Annotated in this window: 18 protein-coding genes and 1 pseudogene; 4 read left to right on the top strand and 15 right to left on the bottom strand. The window is 61.6% G+C overall.

The features are described 5' to 3' along the window. Positions 1-146: 146 nt before the first annotated feature. The 6 genes from IF199_RS23395 to arcD (IF199_RS23370) form a co-directional block, all read right to left on the bottom strand. The gene (locus tag IF199_RS23395; protein ID WP_192558829.1) at positions 147-1,655 is read right to left on the bottom strand and encodes a sigma-54-dependent transcriptional regulator; all 1,509 of its coding nucleotides are present in this window, start codon (positions 1,653-1,655) and stop codon (positions 147-149) included. Positions 1,656-1,800: 145 nt separating this feature from the next. After that, positions 1,801-2,163 carry a DUF5064 family protein gene (locus IF199_RS23390; RefSeq protein ID WP_096818279.1) on the bottom strand — a complete coding sequence of 121 codons (363 nt, stop codon included), beginning with the start codon at positions 2,161-2,163 and terminating at the stop codon, positions 1,801-1,803. A 64-nt stretch (positions 2,164-2,227) separates the two neighbouring features. After that, positions 2,228-3,157 (bottom strand): carbamate kinase, encoded by a 930-nt coding sequence (arcC, locus tag IF199_RS23385; RefSeq protein ID WP_192558828.1) that lies wholly within the window; start codon positions 3,155-3,157, stop codon positions 2,228-2,230. A 74-nt stretch (positions 3,158-3,231) separates the two neighbouring features. Further along, positions 3,232-4,242, bottom strand: coding sequence for an ornithine carbamoyltransferase (locus tag IF199_RS23380; protein ID WP_096818276.1), 1,011 nt, complete (start codon positions 4,240-4,242; stop codon positions 3,232-3,234). A 174-nt stretch (positions 4,243-4,416) separates the two neighbouring features. Then, positions 4,417-5,673, bottom strand: a complete 1,257-nt coding sequence (gene arcA, locus IF199_RS23375) for an arginine deiminase (RefSeq protein ID WP_096818274.1) — start codon at positions 5,671-5,673, stop codon at positions 4,417-4,419. Between the two features lie 35 nt (positions 5,674-5,708). After that, on the bottom strand, positions 5,709-7,136 hold the full coding sequence (gene arcD / locus IF199_RS23370; protein WP_096818272.1) for an arginine-ornithine antiporter: 1,428 nt from the start codon (positions 7,134-7,136) through the stop codon (positions 5,709-5,711). Positions 7,137-7,573: 437 nt separating this feature from the next. Between arcD (IF199_RS23370) and arcD (IF199_RS23365) the strand changes: the two genes are divergently transcribed. Then, positions 7,574-9,001 carry an arginine-ornithine antiporter gene (arcD, locus tag IF199_RS23365; RefSeq protein WP_102621281.1) on the top strand — a complete coding sequence of 476 codons (1,428 nt, stop codon included), beginning with the start codon at positions 7,574-7,576 and terminating at the stop codon, positions 8,999-9,001. Beyond that, positions 8,998-9,849, top strand: a complete 852-nt coding sequence (locus IF199_RS23360) for a DNA-3-methyladenine glycosylase family protein (protein ID WP_192558827.1) — start codon at positions 8,998-9,000, stop codon at positions 9,847-9,849. The genes arcD (IF199_RS23365) and IF199_RS23360 overlap by 4 nt, the downstream gene beginning before the upstream one ends. Positions 9,850-9,862: 13 nt before the next feature. Here IF199_RS23360 and IF199_RS23355 read toward each other — a convergent pair whose 3' ends face one another. From IF199_RS23355 to gap, 9 genes and pseudogenes are all read right to left on the bottom strand, one after another. Then, positions 9,863-11,209 carry a CoA transferase gene (locus tag IF199_RS23355; RefSeq protein WP_192558826.1) on the bottom strand — a complete coding sequence of 449 codons (1,347 nt, stop codon included), beginning with the start codon at positions 11,207-11,209 and terminating at the stop codon, positions 9,863-9,865. A gap of 55 nt (positions 11,210-11,264) precedes the next feature. Further along, positions 11,265-12,020: a methyl-accepting chemotaxis protein gene (locus tag IF199_RS30675; RefSeq protein ID WP_371320921.1), complete on the bottom strand. Its 756-nt coding sequence runs from the start codon at positions 12,018-12,020 to the stop codon at positions 11,265-11,267. Between the two features lie 102 nt (positions 12,021-12,122). After that, a pseudogene (locus tag IF199_RS30670) lies at positions 12,123-13,130 on the bottom strand (methyl-accepting chemotaxis protein); the annotation flags it as partial. A 453-nt stretch (positions 13,131-13,583) separates the two neighbouring features. Beyond that, positions 13,584-13,979 (bottom strand): YbaN family protein, encoded by a 396-nt coding sequence (locus IF199_RS23345; RefSeq protein WP_096818265.1) that lies wholly within the window; start codon positions 13,977-13,979, stop codon positions 13,584-13,586. Positions 13,980-14,083: 104 nt separating this feature from the next. Continuing rightward, positions 14,084-14,680, bottom strand: coding sequence for a biliverdin-producing heme oxygenase (locus tag IF199_RS23340; protein WP_192558824.1), 597 nt, complete (start codon positions 14,678-14,680; stop codon positions 14,084-14,086). 111 nt (positions 14,681-14,791) lie between these two features. Then, positions 14,792-17,377, bottom strand: coding sequence for a TonB-dependent receptor (locus IF199_RS23335; protein WP_192558823.1), 2,586 nt, complete (start codon positions 17,375-17,377; stop codon positions 14,792-14,794). 122 nt (positions 17,378-17,499) lie between these two features. Beyond that, positions 17,500-18,465, bottom strand: a complete 966-nt coding sequence (locus IF199_RS23330; protein WP_192558822.1) for a FecR family protein — start codon at positions 18,463-18,465, stop codon at positions 17,500-17,502. 124 nt (positions 18,466-18,589) lie between these two features. Continuing rightward, positions 18,590-19,108, bottom strand: a complete 519-nt coding sequence (locus IF199_RS23325; protein WP_085709647.1) for an RNA polymerase sigma factor — start codon at positions 19,106-19,108, stop codon at positions 18,590-18,592. Positions 19,109-19,227: 119 nt separating this feature from the next. Beyond that, positions 19,228-20,229, bottom strand: a complete 1,002-nt coding sequence (gene gap, locus IF199_RS23320) for a type I glyceraldehyde-3-phosphate dehydrogenase (protein WP_096818258.1) — start codon at positions 20,227-20,229, stop codon at positions 19,228-19,230. A 220-nt stretch (positions 20,230-20,449) separates the two neighbouring features. Here gap and edd point away from each other — a divergent pair, with 220 nt between their 5' ends. Both edd and IF199_RS23310 read left to right on the top strand, forming a co-directional pair. Then, positions 20,450-22,276 (top strand): phosphogluconate dehydratase, encoded by a 1,827-nt coding sequence (edd, locus tag IF199_RS23315; protein WP_085606582.1) that lies wholly within the window; start codon positions 20,450-20,452, stop codon positions 22,274-22,276. After that, positions 22,273-23,229, top strand: a complete 957-nt coding sequence (locus IF199_RS23310; protein ID WP_096818256.1) for a glucokinase — start codon at positions 22,273-22,275, stop codon at positions 23,227-23,229. Before edd ends, IF199_RS23310 begins: the two co-directional genes overlap by 4 nt. The last annotated feature ends 70 nt before the right edge of the window (positions 23,230-23,299 follow it).

The raw sequence follows: 23,299 nt of genomic DNA, 5'->3' as shown, positions 1-23,299 counted from the left end.
AAGCTGTAGCGAAATCGCTACAGCTTGGAGCGAAGAAAAAAGCTGAAGCGGATCAAAGCCTTGCACGGCGGTGGTCGAAGAAGGGTGTAGCGATATCGTTCCGCTGTAGCGCTTTCAGTACAGATGGAGGTCGCTTTTGGCGGGATTCAGGCTTTTCCCGGAATCCCGTACTTGCGCAGCCGATGGGCAATCGCGGTGTGCGAGGTCTGCAGGCGACTGGCCAGTTGGCGGGTCGAGGGGTAGCTGACGTAGAGTTTTTCCAGCAGCGATTTCTCGAACGCCTCCACGGCTTCTTCCAGGCTGTCGACATCGGTGTCGGTCTGGCGCGCCACCGAGGTGCCGGCGATGTCGAGGTCGCCGATGTCCACCAGACTGCTTTCGCAGATGGCGGCGGCGCGGAAGATCACGTTCTGCAATTGCCGCACGTTGCCCGGCCAGCGGTTGTCGAGCAGCGCCGGGTAAGTGCCCGGGGCGAGTCGGCAGACCGGGCGCTGGATCTGCGCGCAGGCCTGCTGCATGAAGTAACGCGCCAACAACAGAATGTCCTGGCCGCGTTCGCGCAACGGCGGCACTTCGACGTTGAGCACGTTGAGGCGGTAGAACAGGTCTTCGCGGAACAGGCCTTCGCTGACCATTTTTTCCAGGTCGCGGTGGGTCGCGCTGAGGATGCGCACGTTGACCTTCACTTCGCGATCACCGCCCACCCGACGGAAGCTGCCATCGTTGAGAAAGCGCAGCAGCTTGGCCTGCAAGTATGGTGACATTTCGCCGATCTCGTCGAGAAACACCGTGCCCTGGTTGGCCAGTTCCATCAGCCCCGGTTTGCCGCCCCGTTGTGCGCCGGTGAAGGCGCCGGGGGCGTAGCCGAACAGTTCGCTCTCGGCGAGGTTCTCCGGCAGGGCCGCGCAGTTCAGCGCCAGAAATGGCGCGCTGTGGCGGGTGCTGATGGCGTGGCAGGCGCGGGCTACCAGTTCCTTGCCGGTGCCGGTTTCGCCCTGGATCAGCAGCGGCGCATCGAGGGCCGCGACCCGTTGCGCGCGGGCCTTGAGCGTGCGGATCGCCGGGGACTCGCCGAGCAGCGCATCGAAACCTTCGGCATGGTCGTGGTGCAGCGCCGAGAGTTGTTCGCCGATGCGGTTCGGTTGATACAGGGTCAGCAGGGCGCCGGCGTCGGTGATCGGCGTGGCGTCCAGCAACAGGGTCTGGCCGTTGACGGTGATTTCCCGCAGCGGCAGGCGGAAGCCTTGCTCCAGCAAGGTTTCGAGCAGGCCGGGATCGTTGAACAGTTCCGAGACGCTTTCACCGGCCGGCTCGCGACCGTACAAGGCGATCAGCGCCGGGTTGGCCAGCAGCACTTTGCCGGCGCTGTCCAGCGCCAGCACCGGGTCGGTCATTGCTGCGAGCAACGCGTCGAGCTGCAAGTGCCGGCGCTGACCGGGCAGGATGTCGACCACCACCACGGCCTCGACGCCGCGCACTCGAAACAGCGCATCTTTCAGTTCTTCGAGCACTTGCGGGCTGAGGGTCGGGGCGTCGATGTAGACGTTCGGCGGGACCATTTCCACCGCATCCAGATTGAGATTGCGCCCACCGAGTATCGCCAGGACTTCCTGGGTGATGCCGACGCGGTCGATGAAGCTGACGTGGATACGCATGGGGTGGTTCAGTGTTCTGGAGTACGGAGGGGGGCAAGTATGCCTTGGGGCGGGGCTTCAGGTGAAATCCGACGTGAACTTGCGGCGGGTATGCATCTCCTGTGGGAGCGAGTTCGCTCCCACAATGGATCTGTGGTGTGCGGGGTTACTCAAAATGCTCGGGATTGACCGGATCCCCGGATTTCATATTCAACTGCACACGGATGTCTTCAAACATCAAATCGTAATGCTTGTGGACCGAGCCGATCTGGCTGTGGCTCTTGGGGATGCCGTATTTTTCGGCAATCTGCGTCACGTTGCGGGCGAAGTTGTAGGCCTCTTCCTTGGGCAGGAAGAACGGTTCGTTGACCTCTTTGCCCTGGATGGTTCCAACCAGCCGGAACTGTATCCCTTTGCCTTTTTGCGGATCCTGCGACACCTCGTATTCGAGGCGGATGTTGTAGTTGACGTCATCCTGGGTCAACGCGTGCCGTTCGATGTGCAAGTGACCGGGTTCGAACTGGGCCATGGTGTTCTCTCCTTTCAAGGCATGGGAGAAGGGCAGACCCTGGGTCTGCCCCCGGTATTTCTGGTTATCGGTAGGTGATGCCTGGCGCGGCGGTGCTGACCCGCGTGCCGGCGGTGCCCTGGACGATGGCTTCAATGTCTGCCAGCGAACCGATCACCGCAACCTTGCCAGTATGGCGCGCAAATTCACAGGCTGCCTGCACCTTCGGCCCCATGGAGCCGGCAGCGAAGCCCAGGCGTTCGAGTTCGTCCGGGTGAGCCTGGGCGATGGCTTTCTCGGTTGGCTTTTTGAAGTCGATGTACGCCGCGTTGACGTCGGTGGCGATCACCAGCAAGTCCGCTTCCAGCTGTTCGGCGAGCAGCGACGAGCACAGGTCCTTGTCGATGACCGCCTCAATACCTTTGAGGTTGCGCTTCTCGTCATACATGGTCGGGATGCCGCCTCCGCCGGCGCAGATCACGATGCTGCCCTTGTCCAGCAGCCACTTGATCGGGCGGATTTCGAAAATGCGTTTCGGCCGTGGACTGGCCACCACACGGCGGAACTTGTCGCCGTCCGGGGCAATCGCCCAGCCTTTCTCGGCGGCGAGTTTTTCTGCTTCAGCCTTGTCGTAGACAGGGCCGATCGGTTTGGTCGGGTTTTTGAAGGCCGGGTCGTTGGCGTCGACTTCGACCTGGGTGAGCAGGGTGGCGAACGGGACTTCGAAGTCCAGCAGGTTGCCCAGTTCCTGTTCGATGATGTAGCCGATCATGCCTTCGGTTTCGGCACCGAGCACGTCCAGCGGGTAAGGGGTGACGGAGGTGTAGGCGGCTGCCTGCAACGACAGCAGGCCGACTTGCGGGCCATTGCCGTGAGCAATGACCAGTTGGTTGCCGGGATGGATCTTGGCGATTTGCTCGGTGGCGATGCGGATGTTGGCGCGCTGGTTGTCAGCGGTCATCGGCTCACCACGGCGGAGCAGGGCGTTACCGCCCAGAGCTACGACGATACGCATAATGCAGTCCTTTCAGAATTCGGTGAGCCTGCGGGTGCAGCCTTCGGCGGCGCCCGCAGGTCAAAGGTCAACGCTTACAGATCAGCCAGGGTCGACACCAGAATCGCCTTGATGGTGTGCATGCGGTTTTCCGCTTGCTCGAAGGCGATGCAGGCAGGCGACTCGAACACGTCGTCGGTCACTTCGATGCCGTTGGCCAGGTGCGGATACTGCTCGGCGATCTGTTTGCCGACCTTGGTATCGCTGTTGTGGAACGCCGGCAGGCAGTGCATGAACTTGGTGCGCGGGTTGCCGGTGGCTTTCATCAGCTCTTTGTTGACCTGGTATGGCAGCAGTTGCTGGATACGCTCGGCCCAGGCTTCAACCGGTTCGCCCATCGATACCCAGACGTCGGTGTGGATGAAGTCCACGCCTTTGACGGCGGCTTTCGGATCATCGGTCAGCGTGATGCGGGCACCGCTTTCCTCTGCGTATTTCTTGCAGCGATCGACCAGATCGTCGTGGGGCCACAGGGCTTTTGGCGCGCAGATGCGCACGTCCATGCCCAGTTTGGCGCCGACCAGCAGCAGCGAGTTGCCCATGTTGTTGCGGGCGTCGCCCAGGTAGGCGTAGCTGATTTCATGGATCGGCTTGTCGGCGTGCTCACGCATGGTCAGCACGTCGGCGATCATTTGCGTTGGGTGATATTCATCGGTCAGGCCGTTGAACACCGGTACGCCGGCGAACTTGGCCAGCTCTTCGACGATTTCCTGCTTGAAGCCACGGTACTCGATGGCGTCGTACATGCGACCCAGCACGCGGGCTGTGTCCTTCATGCTTTCCTTGTGGCCGATCTGCGAGGAATTCGGGTCGATGTAGGTGACGTTGGCGCCCTGGTCATACGCGGCGACTTCGAACGCGCAACGGGTGCGGGTCGAGGTTTTTTCGAAGATCAGGGCGATGTTGTTGCCCTTCAGGTGTTGTTGCTCGGTGCCGGTGTACTTGGCGCGCTTGAGGTCGCGGGACAGGTCGAGCAGGTAACGCAGCTCACGTGGGGTGTGGTGTTCCAGGCTGAGCAGGTTACGGTTGTGGATATTGAAAGCCATGATGGATCTCCTTGCCCGACACTGTGAAAGCTACTGCGCTCGGAAATACTGCGTTAAAAACAGGCTCGGAATGCTCATTTACAGCCAGTAAACTCCGCTTCCTCGCCTGTTTTTGCCTTGTCTTTCCTTCGCTCGCTACGCTTTCACAGCGCCGGGTCGTTTTAAGTCAAAAAGTTAGTAGTCGATTGGGTCGCGGACGATCGGGCAGGTCATGCAGTGGCCGCCGCCACGGCCACGGCCCAGTTCGCCGGCGCTGATAGTGATGACCTCGACCCCGGCCTTGCGCAGCAGGGTGTTGGTGTAGGTGTTGCGGTCGTAGCCGATGACCACGCCCGGTTCCACGGCCACCACGTTGTTGCCGTCATCCCATTGCTCGCGTTCGGCGGCGAAGCTGTTGCCGCCGGTTTCCACGACGCGCAGTTCCTTGAGGCCCAATACGTCGGCCACCACCTGGATGAACGACTTGTTCTCCCGGCGCACGTCCAGCCCGTAAGGCTTGCTGCTGTCGGGACGGATGATGAACGGCACGATTTCCTTGACCACTTCCGGGAAGACCGTGACCAGGTCGCGGTCGCAGAAGCTGAACACGGTGTCCAGGTGCATCGCCGCGCGGGATTTCGGCAGGCCGGCGACCACGACTTTTTCCACGGCGCCTTTGGCGAACAACGATTGCGCCAGTTGGCCGATGGCCTGACGCGAAGTGCGCTCGCCCATGCCGATCAACACCACGCCATTGCCGATCGGCATGACGTCACCGCCCTCGAGGGTGGCCTGGCCGTGATCCTTGTCCGGGTCGCCGTACCAGACTTCGAAGTCGGCGTTGGTGAACTCGGGGTGGAATTTGTAGATGGCGGTGGTCAGCAGGGTTTCCTGACGACGGGCTGGCCAGTACATCGGGTTGAGCGTCACACCGCCGTAGATCCAGCAGGTGGTGTCGCGGGTGAACTGGGTGTTGGGCAGCGGTGGCAGCAGGAAGCTGGAGTGGCCCAGGTAATCGCGGTACATCTTGATCACGCTGGAGCCTTCGCTTTCCGGCAGGTCTTCACCGGCCACGCCGCCGATCAGGAACTCGGCGAGCTTGCGTGGCTCCAGGCCTTCGAGCCAGCTGCGCACTTCGTTGGTCAGGCCGACGCCGACGGTGTCGGGGGTGATCTTGCGGTCCAGAATCCATTTCAGCGCTTCGGGGTTGGAAACGATGTCGGTCAGCAGGTTGTGCATTTCCAGCACTTCGATCCCGCGTTCGCGCATCTTGGTCACGAAGTCGAAGTGGTCGCGCTTGGCCTGGTTGACCCAGATGACGTCGTCGAACAGCAGTTCATCGCAGTTGTTCGGGGTCAGCCGCTGATGGGCCAGACCTGGGGAGCAAACCATGACTTTGCGCAGTTTGCCGGCTTCGGAATGGACGCCGTACTTAACTTTTTCCGTGGTCATTTCAGTGATCCTCCAGATAACAAATCAGTCAGGGGTTACAGAGTCAGGAAGCCGTCGTAGAGACCGTAGGCGGCCACCAGGGCACCCACGACCACCGCGGCGAAAATCAGCTTCTCGACGTTGGTGAAAACCGGTTGTTTGAGTTCCAGCTTGGCCTTGGCGAACAGGATCGCGCCGGGCGCATAGAGCAGGGCCGAGAGCAGCAGGTACTTCACGCCACCGGCGTAGAGCAGCCAGACCGCATAGATCAGGGCGATGCCGCCGATGATCAGGTCCTTGCGGCGTTCGGCCGCGAAGCCTTCGTAGCTTTCACCACGCACCGCCAGCAGCAGGGCGTAGGCCGCCGACCACAGGTACGGCACCAGAATCATCGAAGTGGCGAGGTAGATCAGCGACAGGTAAGTGCTGGCCGAGAACAGGGTGATGATCAGGAACAGCTGCACCATCGCGTTGGTCAGCCACAGGGCGTTGACTGGCACGTGGTTGGCGTTCTCCTTGCGCAGGAACTCCGGCATGGTGTGGTCCTTGGCGGCGGCGAACATGATCTCCGCGCACAGCAACACCCATGACAGCAGCGCCCCCAGCAGCGAGATGATCAGGCCGACGCTGATCAGCACCGCACCCCAGTGACCGACCACGTGCTCCAGCACGGCGGCCATCGACGGGTTCTGCAGTTTGGCCAGTTCCGGTTGGGTCATGATGCCCAGCGACAGCACGTTCACCAGCACCAGGAACAGCAGCACGGTGATGAAACCGATCACGGTGGCCTTGCCGACGTCCGAACGTTTTTCCGCCCGGGCCGAGAAGATGCTCGCGCCCTCGATGCCGATGAACACCCACACGGTGACCAGCATCATGTTGCGCACCTGGTTCATCACGCTGCCCAGATCCGGGTTTTTCACGCCCCAGATGTCGGCGGTGAAGATGTCCAGTTTGAAGGCGAAGATCGCGATCAGGACGAACAGCAGCAACGGCACGACCTTGGCGACGGTGGTCACCAGGTTGATGAACGCCGCTTCCTTGATCCCGCGCAGCACCAGGAAGTGCACCGCCCACAGCAAAACCGACGCACCGATCACCGCAGCAACGGTGTTGCCTTCACCGAAAATCGGAAAGAAGTAACCGAGGGTGCTGAACAGCAGAACGAAGTAACCGACGTTGCCCAGCCAGGCACTGATCCAGTAACCCCAGGCGGACGAGAAACCCATGTAGTCGCCGAAACCGGCCTTGGCGTAGGCGTAGACGCCGCCGTCCAGGTCAGGTTTGCGATTGGCGAGGGTCTGGAAGACAAAAGCGAGAGTGAGCATACCGACAGCGGTGATGGCCCAACCGATCAGCACGGCACCGACGTCGGCGCTGGCTGCCATGTTTTGTGGCAAAGAGAATATCCCGCCACCGATCATTGATCCGACTACCAGGGCAACCAGTGCACCTAGCCGTAGTTTTCCGGGAGCTTCAGACATTGCATGACTCCATTGCAGGAGAGAAGAGTTCACAGCGTAGTTCTGTTGGCTTTTCAAACAGCTGACTTAGATCAGTGCATGCTCACATTCCATTGTTAATGAATGACTTATGAAACCGCTGCAGGCATAAAGCTATTGTCTGGAAGGCCCGTCCCAGAGGCCTTTGGTCGATGTGGTTGGGAATGGATCCTATTACTTTCGAGTTATCACGCTAGTTGCTTTTCCACTTTTGGCAAATTTTTCACATCTGTTTTCAGTACAGAATTGATTTATTAGGATCAGCGCACAAAACTGTCTTAACGTGCTAGGCGTTAGCGTCATCGGCTATATATAACCGGACGTTTGTTGGCATTACCTGATAAACGTCAGTCAGCTTTATCCGTTTAGTTAATAGTTGTTACAAATAAAAACCTCACCCATCTTTCAAGGAGATTTGAATGTCGCAACCGACGCAAAAGTTGCGCCTTGGCGCGCTGATCGCCCTGGTGGTGGGGTCGATGATTGGCGGGGGGATTTTCTCTTTGCCGCAGAACATGGCGGCTCGCGCCGATGCCGGGGCAATCCTGATCGGCTGGGGGATCACGGCCATCGGCATGCTCACCCTGGCGTTCGTGTTCCAGACCCTGGCCAACCGCAAACCGGAACTGGACTCGGGCGTCTACGCCTACGCCAAGGCCGGGTTTGGCGACTACATGGGGTTCTCGTCGGCGTGGGGCTACTGGATCAGCGCCTGGCTGGGTAACGTCGGGTATTTCGTGTTGCTGTTCAGCACCCTCGGCTACTTCTTTCCGGTGTTCGGTCAGGGCAACACGCCGATCGCAATTGGTTGCGCTTCGGTGTTGCTGTGGGCCGTGCATTTTCTGGTGATGCGCGGGATCAAGGAGGCGGCGTTTATCAACCAGCTGACGACCGTGGCCAAGATCGTGCCGCTGATCATGTTCATCGTCATCGCTGCCGTGGCGTTCAAGGCCGATATCTTTACCCGCGACATCTGGGGCCACAGCAACCCGAACTTCGGCGGGGTGATGGATCAGGTGCGCAACATGATGCTGGTGACGGTGTTCGTGTTCATCGGCATCGAAGGCGCCAGCGTGTATTCGGCGCGGGCCGAGAAACGCGCGGACGTCGGTCGGGCCACGGTGATCGGTTTCATTGGCGTGCTGGCGCTGCTGGTGCTGGTCAACGTGCTGTCGCTGGGGATCATGAGCCAGCCGGAACTGGCGACCCTGCAGAACCCTTCGCTGGCGGCGGTGCTGGAACACATCGTCGGGCCGTGGGGCGCGCTGGCGATCAGCATCGGCCTGGCGATTTCGTTGCTCGGTGCGTTGTTGTCCTGGGCGCTGTTGTGCGCCGAAATCCTCTTCGCCACCGCCAAGGACAAGACCATGCCGGCGTTCCTGAAAAAGGAAAACGCCAACCATGTGCCGGTCAACGCGCTGTGGCTGACCAACGTGATGATCCAGATTTTCCTGCTGATCACGCTGTTTTCCGCCGGCACCTACACCAGTCTGATCTACCTCGCGTCGTCGATGATTCTGGTGCCGTACCTGTGGTCGGCGGCCTATGCGGTGCTGTTGAGCGGGCGGGGAGAAACCTATGAACATGCCTCGGCCGAACGCACCAAGGATCTGCTGATCGGCGGCATCGCCCTGTGCTACGCGGTGTGGTTGCTGTACGCCGGCGGGGTGAAATATTTGCTGCTGTCAGCGCTGTTGTATGCGCCGGGGGTGATTCTGTTCGCCAAGGCCAAGCATGAGCAGGGCGAGCCGCTGTTCACCACGATCGAGAAGGGGATTTTCACCTGCGTCATCGCCGGTGCCGGGCTAGCGGCCTACGGGTTGTACAGCGGTGTGCTGTCGTTGTGAGGCTGCGGCTCGAATACCTGGCGCCCTACGACTGGCCGGCGATGCTCGGGTTTCTCGCGGCGCGGGCGGTGGTCGGGATGGAGACCGTGGTCGATGGCGTGTATTCGCGCAGCATCGGTTTGAACGGTGTGCATGGCACGGTTTCGGTCTGGCCCGGTGATGGCGATGCGCTGGAGGTCGAGCTGGATTTTCCGGATGCGACGGCGGTGCCCGAGATAGTTGTGCGCTTGCGTCGGCTATTCGATCTGGACGCGGATCTGCCGACGATGCAGCGCCATCTGGCGGCGGATCCGCTGCTGGCGCCATTGATTGCCGAACGCCCGGGGTTGCGGGTGCCGGGCGCGTGGGATGGTTTGGAGCTGGCGTTTCGGGCAGTGCTGGGGCAGCAGATTACGGTGGTCGGGGCGATCCGGCTGGCGGGGAAAATGGTGGCGCAGTATGGCGAGCCGTTGCGTTCTTCGGTGTCGGGGCTGACTCACGTCTTTCCTCAGGCGGCGGTTTTGGCGGTCGCTGATCTGGCGGCGCTGGGCATGCCGAAAAGTCGCGGACGCACTTTGTCCGGGGTCGCGCAGGCGTTGCTGGATGATCCGTTGCTGTTTGCCTCCGGGACCGCGCGGTTGCTGGCGCTGCACGGGATTGGCGACTGGACGGCGCAGTACATTGCCCTGCGACAGTTGCGGGACATGGACGGGTTTCCGACCGGCGATGTGGGGTTGCTGCGGGCGCTGGAGGTGCTGGAGGGGGCGCGGATGACGGCGCGGGAATTGACTGCCCGCGCCGAGGACTGGCGACCGTTTCGGGGATATGCGGCGCAGGTGTTGTGGACATCGTCGAGTCGTGCGGATTGATACCCGCACACATTCAAAACCATCGCGGTTGATGTGAACCCAGCTCAGTGGCCGGCAATGCCCAGTGCAACGGCGTCCCGCTGATCTTCAGTGGGGCTTGAAGCCGATGCGCGGGGCCCCAAGGCGTCTGTTCCACCCGCAAGCTCTGATCCTGCTCATCTTCCGGACGCAGCGCTTCGTCCGTCCCCGGCCCATGTTCAATCAACAACTTCGCCGTCCGCGCCAGCGACAATCGCGCCGATCCACCTCGATCACTGCGCAGCCTTTCAGCCAGTAACCGGATCGCACTCGCCGCCATCAGATACCCCGTCGCATGATCCAGTGCCTGCACCGGCAGCGGGGTCGGTTTGTCAGCCTGCTTCCAGCGCTGTCCGGCTTCGGCGATGCCGCTGCTCATCTGCACCAGACTGTCGAAGCCCCGGCGGTTCTGCCACGGGCCGCTCCAGCCGTAGGCATTGAGGCAGACGTCGATCAGCCCCGGCGCCAGTTGCCGGCGACGTTCGGCGCCAAAACCGAGATGCTCAAGCGCATCGGCGCGATAGCCGTGCAGCAAAATGTCAGCATCCTTGAGCAGGCTTTCAAACACCGCGCGATCTGCCGGCTCATGCAGATCCAGCCGCGCACAGCGTTTGCCGAGGGTCACTTCCGGCACTACGCCGGGCTCGTTCCAGGTCGGCGGGTCGATGCGCAGGACATTGGCGCCGAGCCCCGCGAGAAAGCGACTGGCGATCGGGCCGGCCAGTACGCGAGTCAGATCGAGCACCTTGAACCCGGCCAATGGCTGCGCCACCGAGCCTTTCCAGGGTTGATGACCTTCCTCTCCATCACTGAAATGCACCAAGGGCTCGGCATTCACCGCCAGCCCTTGCGGATGCTTCTGCCACTGCGCCCAACTGCGCATTTCGGCGGCGCAGCCCTTGGCATCGACCACCGCTTGCTCCAGATCGGCACTGGCCCATTGCGCGACTTTCGCCGCCATCGCCGCGCGGTCGACACAGGCACCGAGCACGCTTTCGGCGGCGGCGCGGTGATGCGGGGCGTTGGTGTGCAGGCGGATCCAGCCGTCCTTCGTTGCGTAGTCGCCGGCGACCGGATCCCACAGCGGCGGCACTTCCCAGCCGATCGGTCGCAGCGACGTAGCGAACCAGAACGAGGCGAGACGGCGGTCGACTTCAACACCAGGCAAGTCGCCGGTTTGCTGCTGAAGCAGTTCGGCGACTGCCTGTCCGGCAGCGGCAATGCTCGCGCAGGCAAGGTCGGTGACGGCAAACGCCGAAGGCAGGGCGCCTTCGGCGGTGAGCGGAATCGGCGTGCGGGACAAGCCGAGCGCGGCTTGAATGGACGTGAGCAGATCAGTCATCGAAGGCCCTCCGGGAGAGGGCCTGATCATAGATCAGATGACGATCGGTGGGAGGTCAGACGCGGAACTGATCCATCAATTTCATCTGCTGACTGGCCAGGGCATTCAGCTGGCTGCTGATCGCCGCCGATTCGGTGGCCTGTTCGGTCAGGGTTTCGGTGACGGTGCGGATCGCCGAGACGTTGCGGTTGACCTCTTCGGCCACGGCGCTTTGCTGTTCGGCGGCGCTGGCGATTTGCAGGTTCATGTCGCTGATCACGGTCACCGCATCGCTGATCTTGCCGAGAGCGTCCACGGCCTGACGGATCTGCCCGGCATTGTTGTGAGCCTGGGTCTGGCTCGAATGCATGGTCGCGACCACGCCACGGGTGCCGGTCTGGATGCGTTCGATCACCACGCGGATTTCTTCCACCGAATCCTGAGTGCGCTTGGCCAGGTTACGCACTTCGTCGGCGACCACTGCGAAACCACGGCCGCTTTCACCGGCACGGGCCGCTTCGATTGCGGCGTTCAGCGCCAGCAGGTTGGTCTGTTCGGCGATGCTGCGGATCACTTCCAGCACCGAACCGATCTGCTCGCTGTTGACCGCCAGTTCCTCGACTTCGGTCACCGCTTTGCTGACTTCATCGGCCAGTTGATTGATGTCGCGGGTGCTGCGTTCGATGATCGACATCCCGTCCTTGGCCGACTGATCGGCGCCTTTCGCAGCGTTGGCAGCATTCGAGGCGCTGTTGGCCACGTCGTGGGCGGTGGCGCTCATTTCGTTGGAGGCGGTGGCCACCTGATCGATTTCGCGGAACTGCACCTGCATGCCTTCGCTGGTCTGGCGGGCGATTTCCGACGATTGATCGGCGGTGCCACGGGCTTCGGTGATGCTCTGTTTGATCTGGGCGATGGTCGGTTGCAGCTTGTCGAGGAAACGGTTGAACCAGTTCACCAGTTCGCCCAGTTCATCTTTCTTGGTGTAGTTCAGACGCTGGGTCAGGTCGCCTTCGCCGCTGGCGATGTTCTTCAGCATTTCGGCGACGCTGTTGATCGGACGGGTCACACCGGAGGCGGTGAGCCAGATCAGCAGCAGGCCGATCAGACCTGCGATCACGGCCACCGACAGCGCGGTAATCATGCCGGTTTGCTGAGCGTCGTCGAGCACCGCTTGCAGCTTGACCGAGTCGGCCAGGAGCACTTGTTTCGGCAGGTCGATGACTACGCCCCAGGCCCGGGAATTGCCGATCGGATCGACCGGGTACACGGCGCGGATCAGGTCGCCCTGTTCGAGAATCTTCGGTGTACCGGCGCTCAGCAGTTGCAGGATGTCCTTGCCTTCGGCGCCAAGGGTTTCGGCGATGCCTTTGCCGACCTTGGTCGCGTCGGTGCTGTAGGCGCCGAGCACGCCGCTGCCGGAGACGATCAGCATGTGCCCGGCACCGTTGAACAGTTCGCGCTGGGAACCCACGGCCGCTGCTTGCAGGGCGTCGAGGGCGATGTCGATGCCGACCACGCCAATGGCCTTGCCGTCCACCAGCAACGGCACGGAAATGGTGGTCATGAGCATTTCCTTGCCGCCCACGGTGTCGGCGTACGGGTCGAGCAGGCAGGTGCGCTTATTGTCGCGAGGGCAGGTGTACCAACTGTTGTAGGGTGTACCGCTGACGCTGAGGGTGGTCTTGGTCATGTCTTCTTCGACCATGATCGTGTTCAGCGCAGAACCGGCAGCGCGGCTCCAGTAGGTGGCGAAGCGCCCGGCTTCGTTGGACTGGCGCGCCGCGTCGTTGACGAACTCGCTGTCCTTGCCGTCCAGGCCGTTGGGTTCGAAGGCCAGCCAGATGCCGAGCACCTTGCTGTTGCGCTCGAACGCGGTTTTCAGGCTCAGGTTCAACTCTTCGCGCAACGCCCCGGCGTCCAGCGAACGCTTGGCGGCCATGACGCGCATGTCCTTGATCTGGTCGGCCAGTGCGGTGATCACCAGCAGGCTTTCGCCGAAGGTCTTCTGCACTTGCACGGCCTGTTCGGCAGCCTTGGCTTGCAACAGGTTCTGCACGCTGGCGGTGAGCATCTTGCTGCTCGACTCGCTGACCAGTTCGTCGTTCTGGTTGGTCTGGTAGAGGTTGATGCCGACGATCAGCGCAACCACGCCGAGCAGGCACAGGCCGGACAGCAGGACGATTTTCAGGCGAATGGACAGAGAGTCGAACATGGGATGTTCTCGCGAATGAATGAACGGTTGGCTACGGGGCACGGAGTTGCCCGGTTCGCCAAATCCATTCAGCGCCATTCAATGCTCATCGGCGCGGGGCGAGGGTGCATGAGGTGCAAGCCGACGAACGGTCACGGCTAAACGTTTGCGCGGGCAAATGCCCTGAAAAGAAGGGAAAAATCAGGAAATCTTCGGCAACGCTTCCGGTCGAGACCAGATCCACAGATTGCCCATGGTCATGCCGGCAATCGCCAGATACACCGGCCAGCCGTGATCGAGCATCACCAGCATCAGGGTCGCGCACAGCAGCATGCTGACGGTGGCGCTGACCTTGGCCTTGCGGGCGATGATCTTGCCGTTGCGCCAGTTGCTCAGGATCGGCCCGAACAGCCGATGGTTTTCCAGCCAGGCGCTCAGGCGCGGCGAACTGCGGGTGGCAGCCCAGGCGGCAAGCAGAATGAACTCGGTGGTCGGCAGGCCGGGCACGACGATGGCGATCAGGCCGATGCCGAGGCTGACATAGGCGAGCAGGCCGAACAGCAGGCGGGCGAGTCGGGAGGAGGCGGGTTGGGGCATGGGCTCGAGGTGTGTGAGGCGAAACGGGAATTCTACAGGCTGGCGCCATTCCCATGTGGAAGCTGGTTGGCCAGCTCCCCCAGGGTTTTGTGTCGGGCGCGGGATCAGGCCGGTTCGGCTTCTGTGGCGTAAGCCTGTTCCAGCAGCACGGTGAAGCGGTTGAACGCGTCGATCGCGCCTTGCTCGACTTCGGCTTCTTCTTCGGCACTGAATTGCAGCGCGTCGAGGGTGCGCACGAAGCTCTTCCAGCCTTCGGCGCGACCGCCTTCAGGTTCGCCAAGATGACGGGCGCCGAAGGTTTCGCTCAGCTCCAGCGCAACCGCGCGTTTGATCAGGAACGCGGCGCCGAGCTTGGAACCTTCGGACACGAAGATCCAGCCCAGGGCGCGGGCCTTGCTCGGGTTCTTCACCGCGCCGGCCACCGGGGCAGGCACTTCGGTGTCGAGATCGGCGAGGTCGGCCTTGGCCGCTTCGGCGCGGCAGCGGGCCGGCAGGTCAGGGACGATGGCGGTCAGTTCGGCATCGTTGTACAGCGAGACCAGTTCCGACTGGAACAGGTACTGCGCAACCACGAAACGGGCGAAATTGGCGCGAGTCTCGAACGGCGCGTGCGCCTTGACCAGTGCATCGAGCTTGCTGTGCGGCTCGTGGGTGATCTGGTTCAGGCGTTGCGAACGCAGGGCTTTTTCCGGGGTGCTCATGAGATGTCCTTGAAAAGAAGAGGCGCTTGATAACGAGACGTACGGGCAAGCGCCGGACAGTAAAAAAACCTCACGGCGCGGCAATGCACAAGCGCCGTGAGATCAGCCGGATCAGATATCCCAGACCAGGTTGATCGCGAAGTTGCGACCCGGCTGGGTCAGGCGATCAAGGTTGGCCGGTTGTGTCACCGAAGCTTCGCCGACGCTGTCGTAACCGCGCACGTCATCCCACAACCAGTACTTCTTGTCGGTCAGGTTGTAGATGCCGCCGCTGACGGTGACGTCGTCGGTGACCTTGTAATAACCGGCCAGATCGAGAATGCCGAAGCCCGGCGACTTGAACTGGCTGCTGACACCGTCCGGCGACTTGAAGTTGCTGTCGTCGACGCGATCCTTTTTCTTCACCACGGTCCAGCTCAGCAGGCCGCCGTAGTTGTCCTGGTCATAACCCAGACCGAATACGCCGGTCAGCGGATTGACGCTGTTCAACGGCTCGCCGTTGTCGTTGTTGCGTCCGTAGGCGTAGGAGATCGAACCCTGGGTGTACAGGCCTTGCGGCGCGCCGAAGGAATCCAGGTTCAGGCGACCTTTGACTTCGGCACCCTTGATGGTGGCGTGCTTGATGTTGCTGGACTGGAAGGTCAGCTCGCTGTAGCCCGGGGTGACGGCGTCTTCGTTGATGAAGTCGCGGTACTTGTTATAGAACACCGCCACGTCGAACGAGCCTTGATCGAAGTTGCCGCGCAGACCGGTTTCATAGCTTTTGCTTTTTTCCGGTTCCAGGTTCGGGTTCGGTGCCACGTTGTAGCCGGTGGTGCTGTTCTCGAAGCGGCCGTACAGCGCTTTTGCGGTCGGGGTGCGGAAGCCTTCGGCGTACTGACCGTACCAGGTGTAGTTTTCGGTCAGGGCGTAGGTCAGGCCGAATTTCGGCGAGACTTTATGCCAGGTCTTGTTCTCGTCGCTGACCGTGCCTTTGCCGTCGGCAGCCACGGTGTTGAGGAATTCCTGGGTGATGTGCGGCTTGAGCTGGGTGTAGTCGTAGCGCAGGCCTGGCAGGAAGGTCCAGTTGTTCCAGCTGATCTGATCCTGGGCGAACAGGCTGTAGGTGTTGATGGTCGGGTCCGGGAAGTCGCTGGACTTCTTCAGCACGTCGGCCGCACTGGTGGCGCCGATGGCGGTGCAGCCGCGACCGACTGCCAGGCACTTGCCGTCGCCGCTGCGCGAACCGGTGACTTTCTGCTGTTTGATCGTGGTGCCGTAGGTCAGCACGTGATCGGTGTCACCGATGGCGAATGCCTTGTCCAGTTGCGCATCGAACACCCATTGTTTTTCCTCGTAGATCGTGTCGCGGGTACGCAGCACTTTACGGGTCATCGGGTAGTAGAACTCTTCGGTGCTCTGGTCGGTCTTGGCGACCTGGTGGTTGAGGCTCCACTTCACGTTATCGGCCAGCAGGCTGTCGAGGGCGAAGCTGTGCTCCAGGCCGAAACGCTCGCGGGTGACGGTGTCGTTGCCGGTACGCCACTGGTACATGCCGCCGGGCAGCATGCTGTTGGGGATCGTCGGAGCACCATTGAAGAACGGGCCGCCGTAGGCACTTTTCTGATCGGTGTCGCGATCATCCTTGTACTTTTCGTAGGTCAGGCCCAGGCGTGAACCTTCGCTGTAGTTCCAGCCGATCTTGGCCAGTACGTTGGTGGCTTTCACGTCCTCCGGGTTGGCGGCAGTGCGCTCAAGACCGGTGCCGTTGTTGCTGCCGTAGGAATCGGTTTCATGACCGTCGCGCTGACTGTAGTGCAGCAAGCCGTCGAACTGGTCGGCGCGACCGGCGACGGTGGCGGATTTCAGCCAGCTGTCGTCGGCGGAGCTGTAGCCGGTTTTCAGGCGGGCGCCGACGTCTTTGCCGGGCTTGATGATGTCGTCCGGGTCGAGGGTGTAGTAGCTGACGGCGCCGCCGATGGCGTTGCTGCCGTAGAGCACCGAGGCCGGACCACGGAGGATTTCGACGCGTTTGACGATTTCCGGGTCGACGTAGTTGCGCTGGGTCTTGGCGTACGGGCCGTTGAAGAAACCGTCGGGTACTTCGACACCATCGACCTGAGTCAGGATGCGGTCACCGTCGATGCCGCGAATGTTGTAGCCGCTGATGCCGCCGCGCTGGCCGGCGCCGCCGACAGACACGCCCGGCTCGTAACGCACCAGATCCTTGATGGTGTTGACGTTGTTGCGGTCCAGGTCCTGACGGGTCTGCACGGTGACGGTGGCTGGCACGCTGCTCACCGACTGTTCCTGACGGGTGGCGCTGATAGTCACCTGATCGAGGTTGAGTGCGCCGCTGTTGTTGCGCTTTTCCAGCACGACGTTGTTGTTGCTCAGTTTGCGGAAGCTCAGGTTGGTCCCCACCAACAGGCGCTCCAGGGCTTTTTCCGGTGGCAGCGAACCGCGCACGCCCGGCGACGACACGCCTTGACCCAGTTCCGCCGGCAAGCCGACCTGCCAGCCCGTGACGGCGGTGAAGGCATTGAGCGCCGACACCAGCGATTGCTGGCCGATGGCGAACGAGTAATCGCCCATGTTGCGTGCCGGTTGCTCGGTGGCTGCCATCAACGGCGCGGTGCCGGCCATCAGGATGGCAGCGGTCAGCAGCGACAGCACGCGGGAAGGGGAAGAAGTCTGGCGGGTAAGGCGTGAGGACATCGATAGCGCTCCGTGTCGCACGAATCTTTATAGGTGCTGATTGGTATCGCGAGATGCGAATCAATTGCATTGGCTATAACGAGACGAACGAGCTTCGGCTATCGAGTAAAAATAATTCTCATTTAGTTCAAAATCACCAGCGCCGGGAATTCCTGAAGCTTGGCCGAGGTGATGTGAGCGAGCGAACGCACTACGTCCAGCGGTTGGTCGAGACGGTAATTGCCGGTGACGGCGACGTCGGCCAACTGTTCGTTGGTGTTGATAATGAAGCCCGGGTAGTAGCGGCGCAGTTCGGCCAGCACCTGGTTCAGCGGGCAGTTCTCGAAGATCAGCCGACCCTGCACCCACGCCAGATCGGTGGCGGCATCGACCTTGGCCGGGCGGTCGAAACCATTCGGGCCGATGCGGATGCTTTCCCCGGCGGACAGCCGCACCCGGGCATCGTCACGGGTCGCGCGCAGATCGACATCGCCGCGCTGCACCCGCACCTGTGCCACGCCGTCCAGATAACGCACGGCGAACGCGGTGTCGCGCACGCTGGCCTTCACCGGCCCGGCGTCGATTTCCAGCGGCTGACCACGGTTGGCCGGGACCTCGAAAAACGCTTCGCCCTGATACAGGCGCGCCACCCGCTGCCGATCGTTGATCGTGCTGGAGAAGGCGGAATTGGTGTTTAGCAGGACTTTCGAGCCGTCCTCAAGCTGCAGCCGTTGCCGCTCGCCGACCACGGTCAGGTGATCGGCCTGCAAACGCATCGGCAGGTTGCTGAAACTGAACAGGCCGAGCATCAGCACGGCGGCGGTGGCCAGCGGTTTCCAGTGCGGACGCAGACGTGTGAGGACGGTGACTTTCTTCGGTTTGGCCGCGAGGTTCTGCGCGCACTGGGCGATTTGCGGGCCGTCCCAGATTGCCTGGGCCTTGGCGAATGCCTGGGCGTTCAGCGGATCGGCCGCCAGCCAGGCATGAAATTGCCGGGTCTGCTCCTCGTCCGGGCTGCCGAGCACGATGAGCCAGTCCAGAGCCTGGTCCATTGCGTTGGCGGCGTCCTGCGCCGTGTCGGGCGAAGGAGGGCGGTGGGTGTCCGTCACGGTGTTTCCTCGGCAGTGTCTGTGCACGGCTGTTTTTTTAGTGAAGCGTAAAAGTCGGGCAAGGGTAACAAAGCCCGATGATCAGTGCAGTCGATCCTGGCACTTAGAGAAAAAACCTACAGCATCAGTCGCCATTCAAGCGCTCGGCGACACCGATGCAAATGGTCATGATCAGTTTGAGTTCTTTCTGCACCGTGCTGAGGGACACGCTGAGTTCTTCGGCGATCTCCTGATAGCTGTGCCCGTGCAAGCGGCTGAGGATGAAGATTTGCTGCTGACGGGGGCTGAGTTCACCGAGGCTCACGTTCAGGCGCTCCAGCAATTGTTCGGCGTGGGCGGCGTCTTCGGCGCTGCTGGCGGGGGCGGCGACGCTGTGCACCACGTCCTGCGGCACGTCGTCGACCATGGTGCGCGAGTGAATCTTGCGCGCACGCAAATGGTCCAGCGCCAGATTGCGCGCGGTCTGGAAGACAAAGGGTTCAAGGTGGTCGATGGCCCGTTCGCTCAGCGCCCGGGTGACGCGCAGGTAGGTTTCCTGCAACAGGTCTTCGGCGGTGCTGTGGTTGTTGACCATTCGTTCCAGCGTTCGCAGCAGTGAAGTGCGCTGGGCGAGGAAAACGTGATTGAACTGCGACTGACTCACGGGAGGACCTGATCCATTTCGAGCGAATGATAATGCTTATCATCCGCCCGAGTGGTCAAGTGTTGATTTGTCAAAGGTTGGTAAAGCTATTGCTCGCTCTCAAAACGGCGGCAGCGGTTTTATTCCGCGTTGCACAGCGCCAGGCAGTTATCGAGCATGCGGTTGGAGAAGCCCCACTCGTTGTCGTACCAGGCCAGCACTTTCAGCAGTTTGCCGCTGGATTTGGTGTGGTTGGCGTCGAAGATCGACGACAGCGGGTTGTGGTTGAAGTCGCTCGATACCAGCGGCAGGGTGTTGTAGCCGAGGATTTTCGAATGCTGGCTCGCGGCTTTCATCAGCGCGTTCACTTCATCGGCCGAGGCTTCGCGCTTCAGCTGCACGGTCAGGTCAACCAGCGACACATTGATCACCGGCACGCGCACGGCCATGCCGGTCAGCTTGCCTGCCAGTTCCGGCAACACCAGGCCCACGGCTTCGGCAGCACCGGTCTTGCTCGGGATCATGTTCTGGGTGGCGGAGCGGGCGCGGTACGGATCGGTGTGATAGACGTCGGTCAGGTTCTGGTCGTTGGTGTAGGCGTGAATCGTGGTCATCAGACCGCTTTCGATGCCCAGTTCGCGGTGCAGCACCTGGGCCACCGGGGCCAGGCAGTTGGTGGTGCACGACGCGTTGGAAATGATTTGGTGCGACTGACGCAAAATATCGTGGTTCACACCATAAACAACGGTGGCATCGGCGCCTTTGGCCGGGGCCGAGATGATGACTTTGCGCGCACCGGCAGTAATATGCGCGGCGGCTTTGGCACGGTCGGTGAACAGACCGGTGCATTCGAATACCACATCAATCTTTTCCGCAGCCCACGGCAGTTCGGCAGGGTTGCGGATGGCGCTGACCGAAATGCGGTCACCGTTGACGGTCAGACTCTCGTTGTCATGCGCAACTTCAGCATCGAACGTGCCGTGAACGGTATCGTATTTGAGCAAGTGCGCATTCATCGCGCTGTCGCCCAGATCGTTGATGGCGACGATCTGCAAATCCTGACGATAGCCTTGGGTATACAGTGCGCGCAGGACATTACGGCCGATGCGGCCAAAACCATTGATTGCGATTCGAAGAGTCATTGAACAGCGCCGCCGTCGTTTTGTTGTTGGAATTACAAGATTATTCGCATAAAAATAGAAAACAAGCCTTTTTAGTGGCAATATTTTGTTTTATCTACAACGAGTGACCTGAATCAACTGGTCCGAATGATCAAGAAAACCGCTCGTCATCCCACGCGAACGGGCTTTTGATCAGCATAGACAATCAGGTCGCCACATCCGTTAGCCTGGAGTTCTACACATGCATCCCCGCGTTCTTGAGGTCACCGAACGGCTTATCGCCCGCAGCCGCGCCACGCGTCAGGCTTACCTTGCGCTGATTCGCGGCGCTGCCACTGACGGGCCGATGCGCGGCAAGCTGCAATGCGCCAACTTCGCCCACGGCGTGGCCGGATGCGGCAGCGAAGACAAGCACAGCCTGCGGATGATGAACTCGGCGAACATCGCCATTGTTTCGTCGTATAACGACATGCTCTCGGCGCACCAGCCGTATGAAGTCTTCCCGGAACAGATCAAGAACGCCCTGCGCGAAATCGGCTCGGTCGGCCAGTTCGCTGGCGGCACGCCTGCCATGTGCGACGGCGTGACCCAGGGCGAGCCGGGCATGGAACTGAGTCTGCCGAGCCGCGAAGTGATCGCGATGTCGACGGCGGTGGCGCTGTCCCACAACATGTTCGACGGCGCACTGATGCTCGGCATCTGCGACAAGATCGTGCCGGGCCTGATGATGGGCTCCCTGCGTTTCGGTCACCTGCCGACGATCTTCGTACCGGGCGGGCCGATGGTTTCGGGGATTTCCAACAAGGAAAAAGCCGACGTGCGGCAGAAGTACGCCGAAGGCAAGGCGACCCGCGAAGAGCTGCTGGAATCGGAAATGAAGTCCTACCACAGCCCGGGCACCTGCACGTTCTACGGCACCGCCAACACCAACCAGTTGCTGATGGAAGTCATGGGCCTGCACTTGCCGGGCGCGTCCTTCGTCAACCCGAACACGCCGCTGCGTGATGCCCTGACCCGCGAAGCCGCGCATCAGGTCACGCGCCTGACCAAACAGAACGGCAACTTCATGCCGATCGGCGAAATCGTCGACGAGAAGGCGTTGGTCAACTCGATCGTCGCGCTGCACGCCACCGGCGGTTCGACCAACCACACCCTGCACATGCCGGCCATTGCCATGGCGGCAGGCATTCAACTGACCTGGCAGGACATGGCCGACCTCTCCGAAGTCGTGCCGACCCTGAGCCACGTCTATCCGAACGGCAAGGCTGACATCAACCACTTCCAGGCCGCGGGCGGCATGTCGTTCCTGATCCGCGAGCTGCTCGAAGCCGGCCTGCTGCACGAAGACGTCAACACCGTGCTCGGCCACGGCTTGAGCCAGTACACCAAGGAGCCGTTCCTCGATAACGGCAAACTGGTGTGGCGCGAAGGCCCGACCGACAGCCTCGACGAAAACATCCTGCGCCCGGTGGCCCGTGCGTTCTCGGCAGAGGGCGGCCTGCGCGTGATGGAAGGCAACCTCGGTCGTGGCGTGATGAAGGTGTCCGCCGTGGCGCTGGAAAACCAGATCGTCGAAGCGCCGGCCATGGTGTTCCAGGATCAACAGGATCTGGCCGACGCCTTCAAGGCCGGTTTGCTGGAGAAGGACTTTGTCGCGGTGATGCGCTTCCAGGGCCCGCGTTCCAACGGCATGCCGGAACTGCACAAGATGACGCCGTTCCTCGGCGTGCTGCAGGATCGCGGCTTCAAGGTTGCGCTGGTGACGGACGGACGCATGTCCGGCGCGTCGGGGAAAATCCCGGCGGCGATCCACGTCAGCCCCGAAGCTTATGTCGGCGGCGCTTTGGCTCGCGTGCAAGAGGGCGATATCATCCGCGTCGATGGCGTCAAAGGCACCCTGGAACTCAAGGTGGACGCCGCCGAATTTGCAGCGCGCGAACCCGCCAAAGGCCTGTTGGGCAACAACATCGGCAGCGGCCGCGAACTGTTTGGCTTCATGCGTTTGGCCTTCAGCTCGGCAGAGCAGGGCGCCAGCGCCTTCACTTCTGCCCTGGAGACGCTTAATTGAAACTGGCTTTGGTCGGTGACATCGGAGGCACCAACGCGCGGTTCGCGTTGTGGAAAGATCAGCAGCTCGAATCGGTGCAGGTGCTGGCCACGGCTGACCATGCCAGCCCGGAAGAGGCGATCAGCCTCTACCTGAGCGGGCTCGGCCTGGCGCCGGGCGCCATCGGTTCGGTGTGCCTGTCGGTGGCAGGTCCTGTGAGCGGCGATGAATTCAAGTTCACCAACAACCACTGGCGCCTGAGCCGCAAGGCGTTCTGCCAGGCGTTGCAGGTCGAGCAGTTGTTGCTGATCAATGATTTCTCGGCGATGGCGTTGGGCATGACCCGATTGCAGCCCGGCGAATTCCGCGTGGTCTGCGAAGGCACGCCGGAACCGTTGCGTCCGGCGGTTGTGATTGGTCCGGGCACTGGTCTGGGCGTCGGCACGTTGCTCGATCTGGGCGAAGGCCGGTTTGCCGCATTGCCGGGGGAGGGCGGCCACGTCGATCTGCCGCTGAGCAGCCCGCGTGAAACGCAACTGTGGCAGCACATCCACAACGAAATCGGCCACGTCAGTGCGGAAACCGCGTTGAGCGGCGGCGGTTTGCCTCGGGTGTACCGGGCGATCTGCGCGGTGGATGGCCATGAACCCAAACTCGATACGCCGGAAGCGATCACCGCCGCCGGTCTTGCGGGCGACCCGATTGCCCTGGAAGTGCTGGAGCAGTTCTGCTGCTGGCTCGGTCGCGTGGCCGGCAACAACGTGCTGACCACCGGCGGCCGAGGCGGGGTGTACATCGTTGGCGGCGTGATTCCGCGGTTTGCCGATTTCTTCCTCGAAAGCGGTTTTGCCCGCAGCTTCGCCGACAAGGGCTGCATGAGCGATTACTTCAAGGGGATTCCGGTGTGGCTGGTGACGGCGCCGTACTCGGGTCTCGTCGGTGCAGGAGTCGCGCTCGAACAATCCGGTCAATGATCATTCCCACGCCGAGCGTGGGAACCATCAGCACATCAGGCATAATCCGCCCAATTCCAACAACAAGGAT

The organism is Pseudomonas allokribbensis (assembly GCF_014863605.1).
GTDB lineage: Bacteria > Pseudomonadota > Gammaproteobacteria > Pseudomonadales > Pseudomonadaceae > Aquipseudomonas > Aquipseudomonas allokribbensis.
The sequence above is the reverse complement of the archived record's forward strand: the minus strand, read 5'-3'. Positions and strand labels throughout refer to the sequence as shown.